The organism is Cesiribacter andamanensis AMV16, from assembly GCF_000348925.1.
GTDB lineage: Bacteria > Bacteroidota > Bacteroidia > Cytophagales > Cyclobacteriaceae > Cesiribacter > Cesiribacter andamanensis.
In genome coordinates this window covers 1-15,198 of record NZ_AODQ01000108.1, presented here as the reverse complement: position 1 = coordinate 15,198, position 15,198 = coordinate 1, and the positions used below count along the sequence as shown (strand labels likewise).

Annotated in this window: 15 protein-coding genes and 1 pseudogene; 9 read left to right on the top strand and 7 right to left on the bottom strand. The window is 56.2% G+C overall.

Going from position 1 to position 15,198, the window contains the following annotated elements:
- Positions 1-38: 38 nt before the first annotated feature.
- On the bottom strand, positions 39-317 hold the full coding sequence (locus tag ADICEAN_RS16230) for a cytidine deaminase family protein (RefSeq protein ID WP_009196733.1): 279 nt from the start codon (positions 315-317) through the stop codon (positions 39-41).
- A 123-nt stretch (positions 318-440) separates the two neighbouring features.
- Here ADICEAN_RS16230 and ADICEAN_RS16225 point away from each other — a divergent pair, with 123 nt between their 5' ends.
- The gene (locus ADICEAN_RS16225; RefSeq protein ID WP_009196732.1) at positions 441-1,802 is read left to right on the top strand and encodes a saccharopine dehydrogenase C-terminal domain-containing protein; all 1,362 of its coding nucleotides are present in this window, start codon (positions 441-443) and stop codon (positions 1,800-1,802) included.
- Here ADICEAN_RS16225 and ADICEAN_RS16220 read toward each other — a convergent pair.
- The 6 genes from ADICEAN_RS16220 to aroQ form a co-directional block, all read right to left on the bottom strand.
- Positions 1,792-2,499 (bottom strand): tRNA1(Val) (adenine(37)-N6)-methyltransferase, encoded by a 708-nt coding sequence (locus ADICEAN_RS16220; protein ID WP_009196731.1) that lies wholly within the window; start codon positions 2,497-2,499, stop codon positions 1,792-1,794. The two genes, ADICEAN_RS16225 and ADICEAN_RS16220, sit on opposite strands and share 11 nt — an antisense overlap.
- A gap of 72 nt (positions 2,500-2,571) precedes the next feature.
- Positions 2,572-2,913: a HepT-like ribonuclease domain-containing protein gene (locus tag ADICEAN_RS16215; RefSeq protein ID WP_236612940.1), complete on the bottom strand. Its 342-nt coding sequence runs from the start codon at positions 2,911-2,913 to the stop codon at positions 2,572-2,574.
- Positions 2,914-3,024: 111 nt separating this feature from the next.
- Positions 3,025-3,483 carry a ribonuclease HI gene (gene rnhA, locus ADICEAN_RS16210; RefSeq protein ID WP_009196729.1) on the bottom strand — a complete coding sequence of 153 codons (459 nt, stop codon included), beginning with the start codon at positions 3,481-3,483 and terminating at the stop codon, positions 3,025-3,027.
- Between the two features lie 3 nt (positions 3,484-3,486).
- Complete coding sequence (locus ADICEAN_RS16205) at positions 3,487-4,074, bottom strand: MarC family protein (RefSeq protein ID WP_009196728.1); 588 nt, start codon at positions 4,072-4,074, stop codon at positions 3,487-3,489.
- A 297-nt stretch (positions 4,075-4,371) separates the two neighbouring features.
- Positions 4,372-5,445 (bottom strand): aminotransferase class V-fold PLP-dependent enzyme, encoded by a 1,074-nt coding sequence (locus tag ADICEAN_RS16200; RefSeq protein ID WP_009196727.1) that lies wholly within the window; start codon positions 5,443-5,445, stop codon positions 4,372-4,374.
- Complete coding sequence (aroQ, locus tag ADICEAN_RS16195) at positions 5,442-5,870, bottom strand: type II 3-dehydroquinate dehydratase (RefSeq protein WP_009196726.1); 429 nt, start codon at positions 5,868-5,870, stop codon at positions 5,442-5,444. Before aroQ ends, ADICEAN_RS16200 begins: the two co-directional genes overlap by 4 nt.
- 92 nt (positions 5,871-5,962) lie before the next feature.
- Here aroQ and xerD point away from each other — a divergent pair, with 92 nt between their 5' ends.
- The 8 genes and pseudogenes from xerD to ADICEAN_RS16155 form a co-directional block, all read left to right on the top strand.
- Positions 5,963-6,856 (top strand): site-specific tyrosine recombinase XerD, encoded by an 894-nt coding sequence (xerD, locus tag ADICEAN_RS16190; protein WP_009196725.1) that lies wholly within the window; start codon positions 5,963-5,965, stop codon positions 6,854-6,856.
- Positions 6,857-7,240: 384 nt separating this feature from the next.
- Complete coding sequence (locus ADICEAN_RS16185; protein ID WP_009196724.1) at positions 7,241-7,597, top strand: SpoIIAA family protein; 357 nt, start codon at positions 7,241-7,243, stop codon at positions 7,595-7,597.
- Positions 7,598-7,839: 242 nt separating this feature from the next.
- Positions 7,840-8,883, top strand: coding sequence for a quinone-dependent dihydroorotate dehydrogenase (locus tag ADICEAN_RS16180; RefSeq protein ID WP_009196723.1), 1,044 nt, complete (start codon positions 7,840-7,842; stop codon positions 8,881-8,883).
- Between the two features lie 123 nt (positions 8,884-9,006).
- The gene (locus ADICEAN_RS16175) at positions 9,007-11,526 is read left to right on the top strand and encodes an FtsK/SpoIIIE family DNA translocase (RefSeq protein WP_009196722.1); all 2,520 of its coding nucleotides are present in this window, start codon (positions 9,007-9,009) and stop codon (positions 11,524-11,526) included.
- Between the two features lie 8 nt (positions 11,527-11,534).
- Positions 11,535-12,191, top strand: a complete 657-nt coding sequence (locus tag ADICEAN_RS16170) for a LolA family protein (RefSeq protein WP_009196721.1) — start codon at positions 11,535-11,537, stop codon at positions 12,189-12,191.
- Between the two features lie 380 nt (positions 12,192-12,571).
- Positions 12,572-13,405, top strand: a complete 834-nt coding sequence (gene pyrF / locus ADICEAN_RS16165; protein WP_009196720.1) for an orotidine-5'-phosphate decarboxylase — start codon at positions 12,572-12,574, stop codon at positions 13,403-13,405.
- On the top strand, positions 13,405-14,697 hold the full coding sequence (locus ADICEAN_RS16160; protein ID WP_009196719.1) for a DUF2851 family protein: 1,293 nt from the start codon (positions 13,405-13,407) through the stop codon (positions 14,695-14,697). Before pyrF ends, ADICEAN_RS16160 begins: the two co-directional genes overlap by 1 nt.
- Positions 14,678-15,198: pseudogene (locus ADICEAN_RS16155) on the top strand (hypothetical protein); the annotation flags it as partial. The gene ADICEAN_RS16160 and the pseudogene ADICEAN_RS16155, both read left to right, overlap by 20 nt.

Sequence of the window (15,198 nt, the reverse complement as noted above, 5' to 3'; positions counted from 1 at the left end):
GTGGGCGTTGCCCGCCCGGTGTACGGCTATGGCTACTTTTAAATGCGTTTATTGGGGTGCTGGGCGCCACTGGCAAAGAACGCCACCCGCTCGGCACAGAGCCCATCGGGAAAGGCAGCATTTTCCTGGTTGCTGCCAATCACTATCTGTCCGTCTTCCAGCAGCAGGGCGGCGCCCACCCGAAAATTGGAGTAGGGGGAGTAGGAGGTGCCGCAGGCCTCCCGGGCTTTGTGAATCAGCTGCTGGTCCTGGGCCGAAAGCTCCTCCAGGGTCTGGTAGAGCTCGTACTCCAGGGTTTTTGTAATTTTCGTGGGCATATACTCGCCAGGCGGTTTAGAAAAGGGGCTTCTAAGATAGATTATTTATATTTTATCAAAAAGGGTTGAGGAAAATATTCTATTTCCCTACTTTGCCCGCCCTGTCGTTTTTTCATTTTTCGCATGAAGCATATCCTGGTGATCGGCGCCGGCCGCTCCGCTACTTCCTTACTAGAGTATTTAAAACGCTATGTCCTTCAGGCGCCTGTGCGCCTGACCATTGCCGATGCTGAGCCCGGACTGGCCCGCCAAAAAGCAGGCGATCAGCCGCACGAGCGTATTGCTTCCACCGGCCTGGATATTTTTAAGCAGGAGGAACTGTGGGACCATATCCGGCAGGCCGATGTGGTGATCAGCATGGTGCCGGCGCACTTTCACATTCATGTGGTGAAGGGCTGTCTCTACCATAAAAAACACATGCTTTCGGCCTCCTATGTCTCGGAAGAGATTCGCCAGCTGGATGCCCAGGCCCGGGAAGCCGACATCCTGATCCTGAAAGAGTGCGGCCTGGACCCGGGCATCGACCACATGACGGCCATGGAAGCCCTGGACCGTATCAGGACCGAAGGGGGTACACTTACCGCCTTTCGCTCCTACACCGGCGGCCTGGTGGCGCCCGAGTCCGACACCAACCCCTGGGGCTACAAGTTTAGCTGGAATCCCCGCAATGTGGTGCTGGCCGGACAGGGGGTGGCCCGCTACCTGCGCAATGGCGAGTATAAATATGTGCCCTACCACCGCCTGTTTAGCCGGGTAGAGCAAATTGAGCTAGAGGGCTATGCCCCTTTTGAGGGCTACCCCAACCGCGATTCGCTGGGTTACCGCAGCCTGTATGGCATCGATGAGATCCCTACCCTCATCCGGGGCACCCTGCGCAAAAGGGGCTATTGCCAGGCCTGGAATGCGCTGGTGCAGCTGGGCATGACGGATGACAGTTTTCAAATGCAGGGACTGGGGCAGATGCGCCTGCGCGACTTTACCAATGCCTTTCTGGCCTATGATCCGGAGCTGGGCGTGGAAGAAAAATTCTGCCGCCTGATGGGGATCGACCAGGCCAGTGAACTCTATAACCGTATTGCCTGGCTGGGGCTCTTCTCCAAAGACCCCCTGCCCCTGCAGCAGGGCAGCCCAGCCCAGGTACTGCAGGCCATATTAGAGGAAAAATGGAAACTTGAGCCCCAGGATAAGGATATGGTGGTAATGCAGCACATCTTTGACTGGCAGCAGCAGGGGGTGCAAAAGCGCCTCTACTCCTCGCTGGTGAGCCTGGGCGATGATCAGCTGCACACCGCCATGGCCAAGACTGTAGGCTGGCCCCTGGCCATTGCCGCCCGCCTGCTGGTAGAGGGCAAGCTGGAGCGCAGGGGGGTTTGCATCCCTGTAACGCCCGATCTTTATCAGCCCATCCTGAAGGAGTTGCGGGAACTGGGCATTCAGTTTTCGGAGCGGGAGGAAGTGCTGAATGCTGAGGCTGCTAAAAGATAAGGTAGTAGGATTTCAGCAACCGCCTGAAGGCTGCCGAATAGGCGCCTGCCGCATCCCGGATCTCCAGTACCTCTTCCTGAATCTCCTGTTTCACCCCTTTTCCATAGCCCCCTACTGTTCGGTGAATAGGGGAGCCGGGCCGCTCCCGGATCAATAGTTTGCGTTGCGGGAGAAGTCCGCATGCGGAAGCCACCCGTTCAAACTCCTCTGCCTGGCGTGGAGGGAGTAGAATATAGCAAAGACCGGTGGGTGAAAGGAGCCGGCTACAGGCGCTGGCCAGCTCGGCAAAGGAGAGGGTCTCCTGGTGCAGCGCCTGGTTGCGGCGGGCATCGGCCGCCTTTAGGTGATGGGGGTAAAAGGGGGGATTGCAAACGATCAGATCAAAGGGAGTATCGGCTTTCAGTTCCTGCACCCTTGTTTCCAGCAGCTGCAGCCGGTCGGGCCAGGGGCTGCTGGCAAAGTTCTCCCGGGCCTGCGCGGCCGACTGCGCATCGGGTTCCAGCGCCAGTATGGGGGCGGTATAGCGCTGCGCCAGCATCAGGGCCAGCAGGCCGGTACCGGTACCAATGTCCAGGATGCGGGAAGGGCTGTCTGCTTGCGACCAGGCGCCCAAAAGGCAGGCATCGGTGCCTACCTTAAGCGGGCAGCGATCCTGCTCTACGCGAAACTGTTTAAACTGAAACCAGCTATTGGCCATAGGCTGCAAAGCTAGCAAAAGAAAAAGGCAGCCCAAACAAGCTGCCTTCTGCTGTAATACGGTATAAGAGGGCTAGAGGGTATTTCCCCCTTCAATGTCCATTTGCTCTTCCAGCCTGGTCTTGATGTCCATGATCTTTTCCCGGAAGTAGGGCAGGTCTTTGGTAATGATGTGCCAAACGGGGGTATGAGTAATTTCCATCTCCTCGTTGTAGTGGGCATTGCGCAGGTTTTCCAGTACGGCAAAGTCCAGCTCGTCATACTGGTTCTTGAAGTCGTCGGACAAAAGGGAGGCGCCCACGCCTATTTGCCCCAGCAGCTCATAAATGGCTACCCGCTCGTGCTCATCGGTGGTGAAGTCTTCATAATCGCCTTCTCCCACATATCCTTCTATTTCCAGGATATTCTGAGCCATATTTTGTAGGTGTACTAAATCTTCTCCTGGTGTCATGCTCAAAAAATTAGGTTTATGAATTAACCCGGAGAAAAGGAAATGGTTTCGGAGGGGGGTATACAGTTTTGGGTGCTAGCCGATGCCTGCTTCAAAGGCTGCATCCACCAGCAGGGGAGGGGATTGGCTGGCCATTACGGCCAGCTGGTCACAACGTTCGTTCTCGGGGTTGCCGGCATGGCCCTTTACCCACTGAAACCGGACCTTGTGTGGCTTTGCGGCAGCCATGTACCTGCGCCAGAGATCTTCATTCTTCTTGCCCTTAAAGCCGGTTTTCAGCCAGCCCCAGATCCAGCCCTTGGTAACGGAATCTACCACATACTTGCTGTCGGAGTAGATGAGCACCTCCAGCCCGTCTTTTTTTAGCGCCTCAAGCCCTTTGATCACCGCCAGCAACTCCATGCGGTTGTTGGTGGTGTGCCGAAAGCCCTCGCTCAGCTCTTTGCGATAGGGGCCGTACAAAAGTACCGTTCCATACCCGCCCGGCCCGGGATTGCCCTTGGCCGCTCCATCTGTATACATCACTACCTGCATGGCTTACCCTCCGATTATGCCCCAGGTCTCGAGGCTGCTTTTGATGATCTTTACGGCAATGGCCAGCAAAATAATGCCAAATACCTTGCGGATGATGTTGAAACCGGCCACCCCCAGCTTGCGCTCCAGCCAGCCGCTGGTCTTTAATACCAGGTACACAAAGGCCAGGTTGATGACAATGCCGACCATAATATTGCTCACTTCGTACTGGGCCCGCAGGGATACCAGAGTAGTCATGGTGCCCGCCCCGGCAATCAGGGGGAAGGCAATGGGGACAATGGAGTGGCTGTTGGTTTCACTAACCTCTGAGCGGAACAATTCAATGCCCAGGATCATCTCAAAGCCGATCAGCAGAATGATAATGGCGCCCGCAATGGCAAAGGATTGCACATCCAGGCCAAAGAGCTTCAGGATGGACTCGCCCAGAAACAGGAAGGCGATCATGATAATACCCGCTACAATGGTGGCCTTTTCGGACTCAATGCGGCCGGTTTTCTTGCGCAGATCGATGATGACGGGTACGGAGCCCAGAATATCGATGATGGAAAACAGGATGAGAGAAACGGAGAAAATTTCCTTGGCACTAAACATGGGCGCAAAGCTATAAAACCCGGCTGTTTAATATGAACGATTGGGCATAAAATTAACAACTGGGCAGCATTACTGAGGATGCAATGGGGCAGGGGCTGGGCTGTGTCTGAAAAAGGGTTTCCGTTCAGCGAGTTCCTTGATTTTGTCAGCATGAAAGAGAAGAGGCAAAGCCATTACGCATTTGCTGGTGCGAGCATGCTGCTCGTACCTCATCATACTAAATGGGGTACGAGCAACATGCTCGCACCAGCGTACGCGCTAAGGTTTTTCAGAAACCGCCTAGGCAGAAGGGCAGGCCTACCCCCTTGCAGCACACCATTCCCGCAAAAAGGCCTGCAGCTGGTCGATATCCGAATCGGTCAGTGCCGGAAAGTTGGCGATGCGGAAGCTGCTTTCCTTCCAGCGGCCGTAGCCATTGCCCAGGTAAAAGCCCCTCTCCAGGGCCGCTTGCTTAAGGCTGCTTATCGCTTCTTTGCCCCCCTGCAGGGCCAGCACGCTGGGGGATTGTAGCACAGGCGCCGGGCACAGGGGGGTAAATACCCCTACCTCCTGCCAGAACTGCAGCCACTGGCGGTGCCGATGCCGGATGAGCCGATCGGTTTCGGCCATAGGGGGACGGTCCTTCAGGCTGCGCCACAGCAGGTAGAGGCCCAGCACGTTGGGGGTATGGGTGGTCTGCTGCTTGCGGGCATTTTCCAGCGAAAAAAGCAGGCTGTTGTAGTGGCTATTCTCCCCCCTTTTTTCGGCAGCGGCTACCGCCCTGGGCGAGCAGATGAGCAGCGCCAGGCCGGCGGGCAGGCCAAAGCCCTTTTGTACGGAGGCAAACCAGAGATCGGCCGCATGCCAGGGCAGGGCAAGGGCCGCCATGCTGGAGGTGGCATCGGCCGCTATCAGCACTTCCGGCCAAGCCTGCCGCAGCTGCTCCATATACGCATCGGGCAGGGCAGTGCCGTTGGAGGTTTCGTTGTGGGTAAGCGCCAGTAGGGGGCTGTCCTGCAGGGGAAGCTGCTGCGGATGGGGAAGCTGGTCCAGTCCAAAGGGGTACCCCTGTGCAGCGCCCGTTAGCCGAAGGGTATACTCCTGCCATTTTTCGCCAAAGGCCCCATTGTAGAGGTGCAGGCTCTGCCCGGCCGGCCCAAGCAGTGATTGGGCAATCACTTCCCAGCATTCCGTAGCGGAAGAGAAGGGGAGAATCTGATAGTCCGGCGGGATATGAAGCTTTAGGTGCAACTCAAGTACCAGATCCTGCCAGAGTCGGGCAAACTGTGGGCTGCGGTGGTTTACACTGAGCATGCCCGACTGCCAGGCGTCCTGCATGTAAACAGGCAGCCTGTCCCATACTTTGGAGGGGCCTGGATAGAAGCTGATCATCGGGAATGGTAGTCCACTAAATAGTGAATGGCCAGGGCATAGCCACTCAGCCCCAGACCAGTTATACTGCCGGCACAGACGGGGCTCAGGTAGCTGTGGTGCCGAAAAGCCTCCCGGGCATGCACCCGGCTGATGTGCACTTCTACAACAGGGCTGGAGATAGCGCTTACCGCATCGGCCAGGGCTACGGAGGTGTGGGTGTAGCCGCCAGCATTCAGGATAATTCCCCCACTGCTGAAGCCCCATTCATGCAGTTTATCGATGAGCGCCCCCTCGTGGTTGCTCTGAAAGTAGTGCAGCTGATGCTGGCTGAACTGCTGCTGCAGCTGCTCAAAATAGGCATCAAACGACTGGCTGCCGTATACGTCGGGCTCCCGCCTGCCCAGCAGGTTCAGGTTGGGGCCGTTTAGGATGTGTAGGTTCATGACTGATCCAAATTTACACCAATCCGGCGCCCTGCAAAATTTCCGGGCCCCGAATAGTCCATCCCTCACTGCTTTTCTCGTATTTTGCCTCTATGACAGGGCAATGGCAAACCTACGTGCGGCAGTTTGAGGCGTATTTGAAACTGGAGCGCTCGCTCTCCAGAAATACCGTATCGGCCTATTTAAATGATATTCGCAAGCTGGCCGACTACAGCGAAAGCTGTAGCCCGCTGGAGGTGGATGAGGTGCACCTGCAGAATTTTCTGGAGTGGATCAACAGCCTGGGCATGACCCCCCATTCACAGGCCCGCATGCTGTCCGGCATCAAGGCTTTTTACAAATACCTGCTGCTGGAAGATATCCTGAAGCACGACCCCTCTGCTACCCTGGAAGGCCCCAAGCTGGGCCGCAAGCTGCCCGATACGCTTAGCTTTCAGGAAATAGAGCAGCTGCTGCTGGCCATTGACATGAGCACCCCGGAGGGGCAGCGTACCCGCGCCATGCTGGAGGTGCTCTACAGCAGCGGCCTGCGCGTAACCGAGCTCACCGACCTGAAGATGACCAATGTGTACTTCGACCTGGGCTTTCTGCGCATTGTGGGCAAGGGCAACAAAGAGCGGCTGGTACCGGTGGGGAGGGATGCGCTAAAGTTCATGCGCCTCTACCTGGAGGGGGTGCGCAACCACCTCAGCATCCAGAAGGGAGCCGAGCCCTATGTATTCCTGAACCGCAGAGGGGGTAAGATCAGCCGCATTACGGTTTTTACCACCATCAAGCAGCTGGCCGAGCAGATCGGCCTGAAGAAAAGCATCAGCCCCCACACCTTTCGTCATTCCTTTGCCACCCACCTCATAGAAGGGGGTGCCGACCTGCGCGCTGTGCAGGAAATGCTGGGCCACGAAAGCATCACTACCACCGAGATCTACACCCACCTGGACCGGGACTACCTCAAGCAGGTGATCCAGGAATTCCATCCCCGAAGCTAAGGGCAGCCCCCATGTGTGCCCAGCCTTGGGTTGACAAGCCCTGCAGCCTTCTATTTTTAAGGGGAGGTGGAAAGGCAGTCGTGGCACACATGCCTAATCCCGCCATCAGCAGGCGCCGCCAATTTGTGCCCCGGCTTTGGTTGCTTAGTGCAGGGTCTCAACCAGCTTTATCCGGCCATTGCAGGCAGTCGTGGCACAACTACATCAACTCCAGCAAATACTAAGTCTGCCACGTCTGCAATCGCTTGGCTCCTGCCGAGTGATCCCTATGGCCAGGCTTCCAGCCAAAGAAGGAAACCAACTTCCAGGGGGGTACTGCTGGACGAAGCTGATTTACCTCAGCCCTTCTCCCAACCAATACCCCCTTATCTCAGTTACCCCTATATGATCCGTATTGAAAAGGAAAAGACCGGCAACCTGATCAAAACCTTTGTCAGCGATAAGCTTACCCAGGAAGATTACGACCAGCTGATCCCGGTGCTGGAAGAAACCCTGGAAAACTGGAAAAACGTACGCTGGTACTTCGAGATGCAGGATTTTAAAGGATGGAGCATGGGCGGCGCCTTTATGGACATGAGCCTTGGGGTGCGCCATACCACCGATCTGAGCAAGCTGGCCATGGTAGGCGAAAAGCGCTGGCAGGAGTCGCTCTCCCACCTGATGAAGCCCTTCACTACTGCCGAAGTCCGCTTTTACCCCCTGGAGGAAAGAGAGAAAGCACTGGAGTGGATCACCTCTTGAGAAGTTTTGAGTTTTGTGCGGTTCGCCGTTGCGATGTTGAGTTTTGGTTTAAACTTCTCGCTTGTATAAAATATTCCAGGCTCCGGATATCCCCTCGACATATAATGAGGTTCGAGCTGCAAGCGCTAACCAGCAAAATCTTTTTGCAGCTACAAGTCTACAAACCCAAACTGCAAAACCCACCATAAAACACCAAACTTCCCCCATACCCCCTATATTTGCAGGCAAACACCCCCTTGCCTGTGTATACCCATCTTATCCGACCCCTCTTGTTCCGGCTTCCAGCCGAGCAGGCCCACCACCTTACCTTCAACAGCCTCAAGACCCTGATGCAGCTGCCTGGCGTAGCCGCCGCAGCCGAGCGGCAGTTTGCAGTGAAAGATCCGCGCCTGGAACGGAAGCTGTTTGGGCTTACCTTTGCCAACCCCGTAGGCCTGGCCGCCGGCCTGGACAAAAATGCCGTGCTGGTGGATGAGCTGGCCCATTTTGGCTTTGGCTTTATCGAGATCGGTACCCTTACCCCCAGGCCGCAGGCAGGCAACCCGCTGCCTCGCCTGTTTCGGCTGCCGGCCGATGGCGGGCTGATTAACCGCATGGGCTTTAACAATGAAGGGGTAATGGCGGCCGTAGAGCGCCTCAAAAAGTGCCGGCACCAGACCATCATCGGGGGGAACATTGGCAAGAACAAAGATACCCCCAACGAAGAGGCGGAGCTGGACTACAAAGCCTGCTTTGAGGCGCTCTACAAGGTGGTGGATTACTTTGTGGTGAACGTAAGCTCGCCCAATACGCCCAATCTGCGTGCCCTGCAGGAGCGGGAACCCCTGCAGCGCCTCATCCTGAGCCTGCAGGAGCAAAATGCCGCCAAGCCCAGGCCCAAGCCTATTCTGCTGAAGATTGCGCCCGATCTTAACGAGGCGCAACTGGATGATATCGTCGCCCTGGCCGCCGAAACAAAATTAAGCGGCTTAATCGCTACCAACACCACCATTTCCCGGGAGGGCTTGCATACCCCTTCTGCACAGATAGAAGCTATAGGCGCCGGCGGCCTCAGCGGCAAACCCCTGGCCCGGAGGTCTACGGAGGTGATCCGCTACCTGCACCGGCAGTCGGGCGGTACGCTGCCCATCATTGGGGTGGGGGGGATCTCTACCCCAGAGGATGCGCTGGAAAAACTGGCGGCCGGCGCCTCCCTGATCCAGTTGTATACGGGCTTTATCTACGAGGGGCCGGCCCTGGTGCGGCGCATCAACGAGGCCATTCTTGCCACAATTCCGGCCAAATAAGCCCCTGGTGGGGAAGGGGTTCGCTTTTGGGAGCGGGAGAAAGTATGTGGGAAGTAGGGGCATTTCGCAGGAAAATATCTCCCTGTTTTTTGTTAGTTTTGTTGTTCTGCAACAACCAGTCGTATGGCCAAGAATATCGTTAAAGGCAATACCTTTAAACAACAGCAAACCAAAGAGAAGAAGGCAAAGAGAGCGTGGCGCTGGAAGCTGAACCTTGCCTTTGTGCAGGACCGCCGTCTTCAACTGGCCTTTGGGGTGTTTCTCATCATAGCGGCCGTGTACCTGTTTACGGCCTTTTTGTCCTATCTCTTTACCGGCCAGGCCGATCAGAGTGTGATCGAGGCCATGAGCGATACCGCCCTGCGCGAATCGGGCGGAGAGGTAGAGAACTGGTTGGGCCTGTTCGGCGCCGTATTTGGCTATTACTTTGTCTTTAAATGGTTTGGTATAGGTGCCCTGCTGGTGCCCCCCATGCTCTTTTTGCTGGGCTACCAGATCGTGTTCCGCCAGCAACTACTGCCCCTGGGCGAGGTATTTAAATATTCCTTCTTCTTTATTTTCTGGGTAGGCACCTTTCTGGGCTATCTGCTTTTTCAGACCGATCTGGTTACTTCCTGGGGCTTTCTGAGCGGCGGCATCGGCTATGAGCTGGCGCGCATGTTTTATGATTTTCTGGGCTGGGGTACCTTGCTGGTACTGGTGTTTGCGCTGGTAGTGTTTGTGATCTATACCTTTGATGTGGCCAGCCTGTGGCAAAAAGGAAGCACCTCTACGGCTGCCCAACCGGCCATATCCCCGCTGGCTGAGGAAGATGAGGCGGAACTGGAAGAAGACGAAGCCGACACTGCCGAGGAAGAGGAGGGGGCCTGGCCGCCTTCTGCCGATGCAACGCCTGATGAAGGCCTGCCCTTCGATCCCGATGATGAGGATGCCGAGCTGCGTACCTGGACGGTTAAGCGACCCTATGAGCAACCCTCGTCTGGCGCTAAAGATCCCCATTTTGAGGTAGAAGACCGGGCTCCGGCTCCTGTTGCCACCCTGGCGCCCCCGGCGCCCAAGGCCGATCTGGGCTTTGAGGTGATTGATGAAAGCGAAGAAGTAAAAAAGGTGCTGAGCCAGGAAAATTACGACCCCACGCTGGACCTGGGCACCTACCAATACCCCCCGGTAGACCTGCTTAATGAGTATGAAGGAGGTAAGATAAAGGTGAGCGAGGACGAGCTGCGGGCCAATAAGGACAAGATCGTAGAAACGCTTACCAACTTCAAGATCGGCATCAGCAGCATTAAGGCAACCATTGGGCCCACCGTTACCCTCTATGAGATTGTGCCTGAGCCGGGGGTAAAGATCTCCAAGATCAAAAACCTGGAAGATGATATTGCCCTGAGCCTTGCTGCCCTGGGCATCCGCATCATTGCCCCCATTCCGGGCAAGGGCACCATTGGTATTGAGGTGCCCAACAAAAACCGGGAAATGGTGTCCATGCACTCCATGATCACCACTGAAAAGTTCATGCTCAGCACCATGGAGCTGCCCATTGCCCTGGGCAAGACCATCTCCAATGAGGTGTTCATTACCGACCTGGCCAAAATGCCCCACCTGCTCATTGCCGGTGCCACGGGCCAGGGTAAGTCCGTAGGCCTGAACGTACTGCTGGCCTCGCTGCTCTATAAAAAACACCCCTCGCAGCTCAAGCTGGTGCTGGTAGACCCCAAAAAGGTTGAGCTTACCCTCTTCAATAAAATTGAGCGCCACTTCCTGGCCAAGCTGCCCGATACGCAGGAGGCCATTATCACCGATACCAGCAAGGTAGTGAACACGCTGAACTCGCTCTGTATTGAGATGGACCAGCGCTACGACCTGCTGAAAGAGGCTGGCTGCCGCAACCTCAAGGAGTACAATGCCAAGTTTGTGCAACGCCGCCTCAATCCCGAGCATGGACACCGCTTCCTTCCCTATATTGTGCTGGTGATCGACGAGCTGGCCGACCTGATGATGACCGCCGGCAAGGAGGTAGAGACCCCCATAGCCCGCCTGGCCCAGCTGGCCCGTGCCATTGGTATTCACCTGGTGGTAGCCACCCAGCGCCCCTCGGTAAACGTAATTACCGGTATCATCAAAGCCAACTTCCCGGCCCGCCTTTCGTTCCGGGTAACTTCCAAGATCGACTCCCGTACCATTCTGGATACTGGTGGGGCCGAGCAGCTGGTGGGGCATGGCGACATGCTGCTGTCCATGGGCTCGGATGTGATCCGGATCCAGTGTCCCTTTGTGGATACCCCTGAGGTAGAGGATATTTGTGAGTTCATTGGCGCCCAGCGCGGCTATGATTCGGCCTATCAGCTGCCCGAGTACTATGGCGAAGGTGAAGGCCCCAATGCCCTGGAAGTGGATCTGGCCGAGCGTGATTCGCTCTTTGATGAGGCCGCACGGGTCATTGTGCAGCACCAGCAGGGCAGTACCTCGCTTATCCAGCGCAAGCTGAAGCTGGGCTACAACCGGGCTGGCCGCCTTATTGACCAGCTGGAGGCTGCCGGTGTGGTGGGACCCTTTGAAGGAAGCAAGGCGCGTGAAGTTTTAATTCAGGATGAGTACTCTTTGGAACAATTATTGAATAGCATTTCAAATAAGCATTCTAAGTAAATGACGATATGAAACATGTAGTTGCGTTCGTGCTGCTTTGTTTTGTGGCCCTGGGCCCGGCAATGGCACAATACGACCAAAAAGCACTGGGTATTCTGGACAAGGTGAGCGAGAAATACGAGAAGCTCAGCGGCTTTAAAGCCGATTTTGTCTATACCCTCAACAACGAATCGGTAGGCACCAATGCCGAAACCGCGGGAGAGATCACCGCCAAAGGCACCCAGTTTCGCCTGAAGATGAACGGCCAGGAAATTATTTCCGATGGCAAAACGGTCTGGACCTACCAGCCCGATACCAAAGAAGTCTACATTGATAAGTTTGAGAACGTGGTGGGCGACAATGTGAACCCCTCCAACATCCACAACCTGTACCGCAAGGGCTTCAAGTATCTCTATAAAGAAGAAAAAGTAGTGAATGGCAAGCCGCACCACATCATCGAGCTCGTGCCCGAAAAAGCCTCCGATACCAACTACTTCAAGATCCAGCTGGTGATCAACAAGCAGGACCTTACCTTTACCAATTTCACCATCTACGAAAAGAACGGCAACCGCTACCTCTTCGATATCCGCAAATTTCAGCCTGATATTGCCATTGCCGACGGTACCTTTACCTTCCAGAAAGCCAAGTACCCCGGCGTAACCGAGGTGGACATGCGGGAGTATTGAGTTGGAAGAAGATAGATGGTAGCAGTAAGAAGATAGAAGATAGAAGATAGACGCTGATCATAGAAAAGTGTGATCTTCAAAAAGCCTCTATCTACCCATGTTAAGAAAGACCATATTCTCACAAAAAGGCCTCAGATGTATTTCTGGGGCCTTTTCTGTCTCCAAACGATGTCATTGCGTTGAAGCGAAGCGGACGAAGCGGTCTGCCGCGCGGCAATCTGGTTTCTGTGCGCATGGCGCCGGATTGCTTCGTCTTTCATCCTCGCAAAGACTGCAGTAGGTAATAAAAAGGCCTCAGGAATTCATCTAAAGCCTTTTTATATCTCACCAAACCCTCCCAAATAATTCGGGATGATTAAGGTTTTTCTTTAATTTTAGGCATGACCTATCAGGACCTCTTCGAAACGATCCGTAAAAAGCGCTCCTACCTCTGTGTAGGCCTCGATACGGATCCTGCCAAACTTCCCAAACACCTGCTGGACCACCCCAACCCGGTGCTGGAGTTCAACAGGCGCATTATTGAAGCCACCGCCCCCTACTGTGTGGCCTATAAGCCCAATACGGCCTTTTATGAGGCCATGGGGTCCCAGGGCTGGGAGCTGCTGCGGCAAACGCTGGAGCTCATTCCCCGCACTCATTTTTCCATTGCCGATGCCAAGCGGGGCGATATCGGCAATACCTCTAAAATGTACGCCAAGGCCTTTTTTGAAGATATGAAGGCCGATGCCATTACCGTAGCCCCCTACATGGGCGCCGATAGCGTGCAGCCTTTTCTGGAGTTTGAGGGGAAATGGACCATTTTGCTGGCGCTTACCTCCAACTCGGGCAGCCAGGACTTTCAGGTGCTCAATGTGGATGAAGACCACTGCCTCTTTGAGCGGGTCATCAAAACCTCGCAGGTATGGGGCGATAAGCACCAGATGATGTATGTGGTAGGCGCCACCCAGACCACCGAGCTTCAGGCTGTGCGCAAGCTGGCGCCTGATCACTTTCTGCTGGTGCCCGGCGTTGGGGCGCAGGGGGGGAGTCTGGAAGAAGTGTCCAAATGGGGCATGAACCGCCACTGCGGCCTGCTGGTTAATGCCAGCCGCAGCATCCTGTGGGCCTCCGATGGTGAAGATTTTGCCGAGGCTGCCGCCGCCGAGGCCCGCCGCCTGCAGGAGCACATGAGCCATTACCTGGAGAAATACCTGCCCAGCCAGCAGCACGACTAATGCAGGAAGCCTTTATACAGCTGGTCTGGCAACTGGGCTACTTCAACAAGCAGCACTGGCATACCGCTGAAGGCGACCCTATTACCATTTACCATCCCGGCCTGCTGAACCGCGATGCAGGCCCCGATTTTAAAGGAGCCCGCCTGAAAATAGGCGCGCTGCAGTGGCATGGCGACGTAGAGCTGCACCTGAAGAGCAGCGGCTGGCAGCAGCACCGCCATCAGCTGGACCCTGCCTATAACAAAGTAGTGTTGCATGTGGTGCTGGAAGATGATGGCGTACCCGCCCTGCGGCAGGAAGGGGGAGCAGTGCCCGTTGCCAGCCTGCAGGGCCGCATTGCCCCCGGGCTGGAGGAGCGCTACCAGGCGCTGATGGCCAGCCTGCATGCCATTCCCTGCGAGCCGCAACTGCCAAATGTAGATTCCCTTACCCGCCTGAGCATGCTGGACCGTACCCTGATGCAGCGGCTGCAGCGCAAGGCCGAAGGGGTATTGCAGCTGGTAGAGCAGAACAGGGGGGGCTGGGAAGAAGCCAGCTGGCAGTTTCTGGCCCGGGGCTTTGGCTTTAAGAAAAATGCCGAGCCCATGGAAGCACTGGCCCGCCGGTTGCCGCATACGATCTTACTGCGCCATGCCGCCCAGCCAGGGCAGGTAGAAGCCCTGCTCTTTGGCATGGCCGGATTGCTGGAAGGGGCTGCGACGCACCCCTGGGTGGATGTACTGCAGCGGGAGTGGAAATTCCTGCAGCATAAATGGGAGTTGGAAGGCAAGGGGCTACCCCCGGGCAGCTGGCTCTTTTCCCGCCTGCGTCCTGCTAACTTTCCCAGCCTGCGCCTGGCACAGCTGGCTGCGCTGCTGCAGGCACAGCCTAACCTATTCTCCTTTCTCCTGAACAGCAGTCCGCAGGAGTTGCTACAGGGCTTTGCGGTTGAGCCCTCCGCCTACTGGCAGACCCATTACCATTTTGGCAAGGAAAGCAAGCAGGCCGTCCATGGCCTGGGCCATAGCAGTGCCGAAAACCTGCTCATCAATACCGTAGCCCCCCTGCGAGTGGCCTGGGGGCGCTATACCGATCAGCAGGAGCACATTGATGCGGCCGTGGAGCTGCTGCAGGCCCTACCTGCCGAAGATAACCGCATCATCCGCTACTGGAAGGGGCTGAACATGCCCACCGCCACCGCTGCCGATTCGCAGGCGCTGCTGGAGCTTTACAACGAATTCTGTACCCCCAAGCGTTGCCTGCACTGCAGCATCGGTTTATCCCTGCTGCGGCATGCTGGTACTCCTCATTAACTTGCTGCTGCTGGGCGGGCTCAGCTGGTGGGGTTACCGGCACTGGCGCCAGTCGCCCCTTGCCGGGGCCTACTGCCCGGCCCTGCTGCTGAAGTTGCTGTGCGGCTGTGGGGTAGTGGCACTCTATCTCTATTATTATGGCTATGGGGATATTCTCTGGTTTCAGCGCGATGCCGCCCAGCTGGCGGCCACATTCTGGGTAGATCCGGCGGCGTATTGGGCAGAACTCTCTGACATTGGTTTTCTCTACGGGCCGCACCCCTTTATGGGCTGGGACCGAAACCTGTTTTACATCCGGTTGCTGAGCCTGCCCAGCCTCCTTACCGGCGATAACATCTGGCTGCTGAGCCTCTGGCTTTCGCTGGCCACCTTTGGGGCTACGTTCTGGCTGGCGCACCGGCTGGCGCTGCACTACCCGGGCAGAGGAGGCGCAGCCGCCGTGGCGTTTCTCTTCTGGCCTTCGGTGGTCTTTTGGTCCAGCAGCCTGCTGAAAGAAGGGCC

Bases quoted from the DNA above. Each gene is read 5' to 3' on its own strand.
- ADICEAN_RS16175 (WP_009196722.1), top strand. From the start codon at position 9,007: ATGGCCAAGAATATCGTTAAAGGCAATACCTTTAAACAACAGCAAACC.
- ADICEAN_RS16170 (WP_009196721.1), top strand. From the start codon at position 11,535: ATGAAACATGTAGTTGCGTTCGTGCTGCTTTGTTTTGTGGCCCTGGGC.
- ADICEAN_RS16230 (WP_009196733.1), bottom strand. From the start codon at position 317: ATGCCCACGAAAATTACAAAAACCCTGGAGTACGAGCTCTACCAGACC.
- ADICEAN_RS16160 (WP_009196719.1), top strand. From the start codon at position 13,405: ATGCAGGAAGCCTTTATACAGCTGGTCTGGCAACTGGGCTACTTCAAC.
- ADICEAN_RS16200 (WP_009196727.1), bottom strand. From the start codon at position 5,445: ATGATCAGCTTCTATCCAGGCCCCTCCAAAGTATGGGACAGGCTGCCT.
- ADICEAN_RS16185 (WP_009196724.1), top strand. From the start codon at position 7,241: ATGATCCGTATTGAAAAGGAAAAGACCGGCAACCTGATCAAAACCTTT.
- aroQ (WP_009196726.1), bottom strand. From the start codon at position 5,870: ATGAACCTACACATCCTAAACGGCCCCAACCTGAACCTGCTGGGCAGG.
- ADICEAN_RS16205 (WP_009196728.1), bottom strand. From the start codon at position 4,074: ATGTTTAGTGCCAAGGAAATTTTCTCCGTTTCTCTCATCCTGTTTTCC.
- pyrF (WP_009196720.1), top strand. From the start codon at position 12,572: ATGACCTATCAGGACCTCTTCGAAACGATCCGTAAAAAGCGCTCCTAC.
- ADICEAN_RS16225 (WP_009196732.1), top strand. From the start codon at position 441: ATGAAGCATATCCTGGTGATCGGCGCCGGCCGCTCCGCTACTTCCTTA.
- ADICEAN_RS16215 (WP_236612940.1), bottom strand. From the start codon at position 2,913: ATGGCTCAGAATATCCTGGAAATAGAAGGATATGTGGGAGAAGGCGAT.
- rnhA (WP_009196729.1), bottom strand. From the start codon at position 3,483: ATGCAGGTAGTGATGTATACAGATGGAGCGGCCAAGGGCAATCCCGGG.
- ADICEAN_RS16220 (WP_009196731.1), bottom strand. From the start codon at position 2,499: ATGGCCAATAGCTGGTTTCAGTTTAAACAGTTTCGCGTAGAGCAGGAT.
- xerD (WP_009196725.1), top strand. From the start codon at position 5,963: ATGACAGGGCAATGGCAAACCTACGTGCGGCAGTTTGAGGCGTATTTG.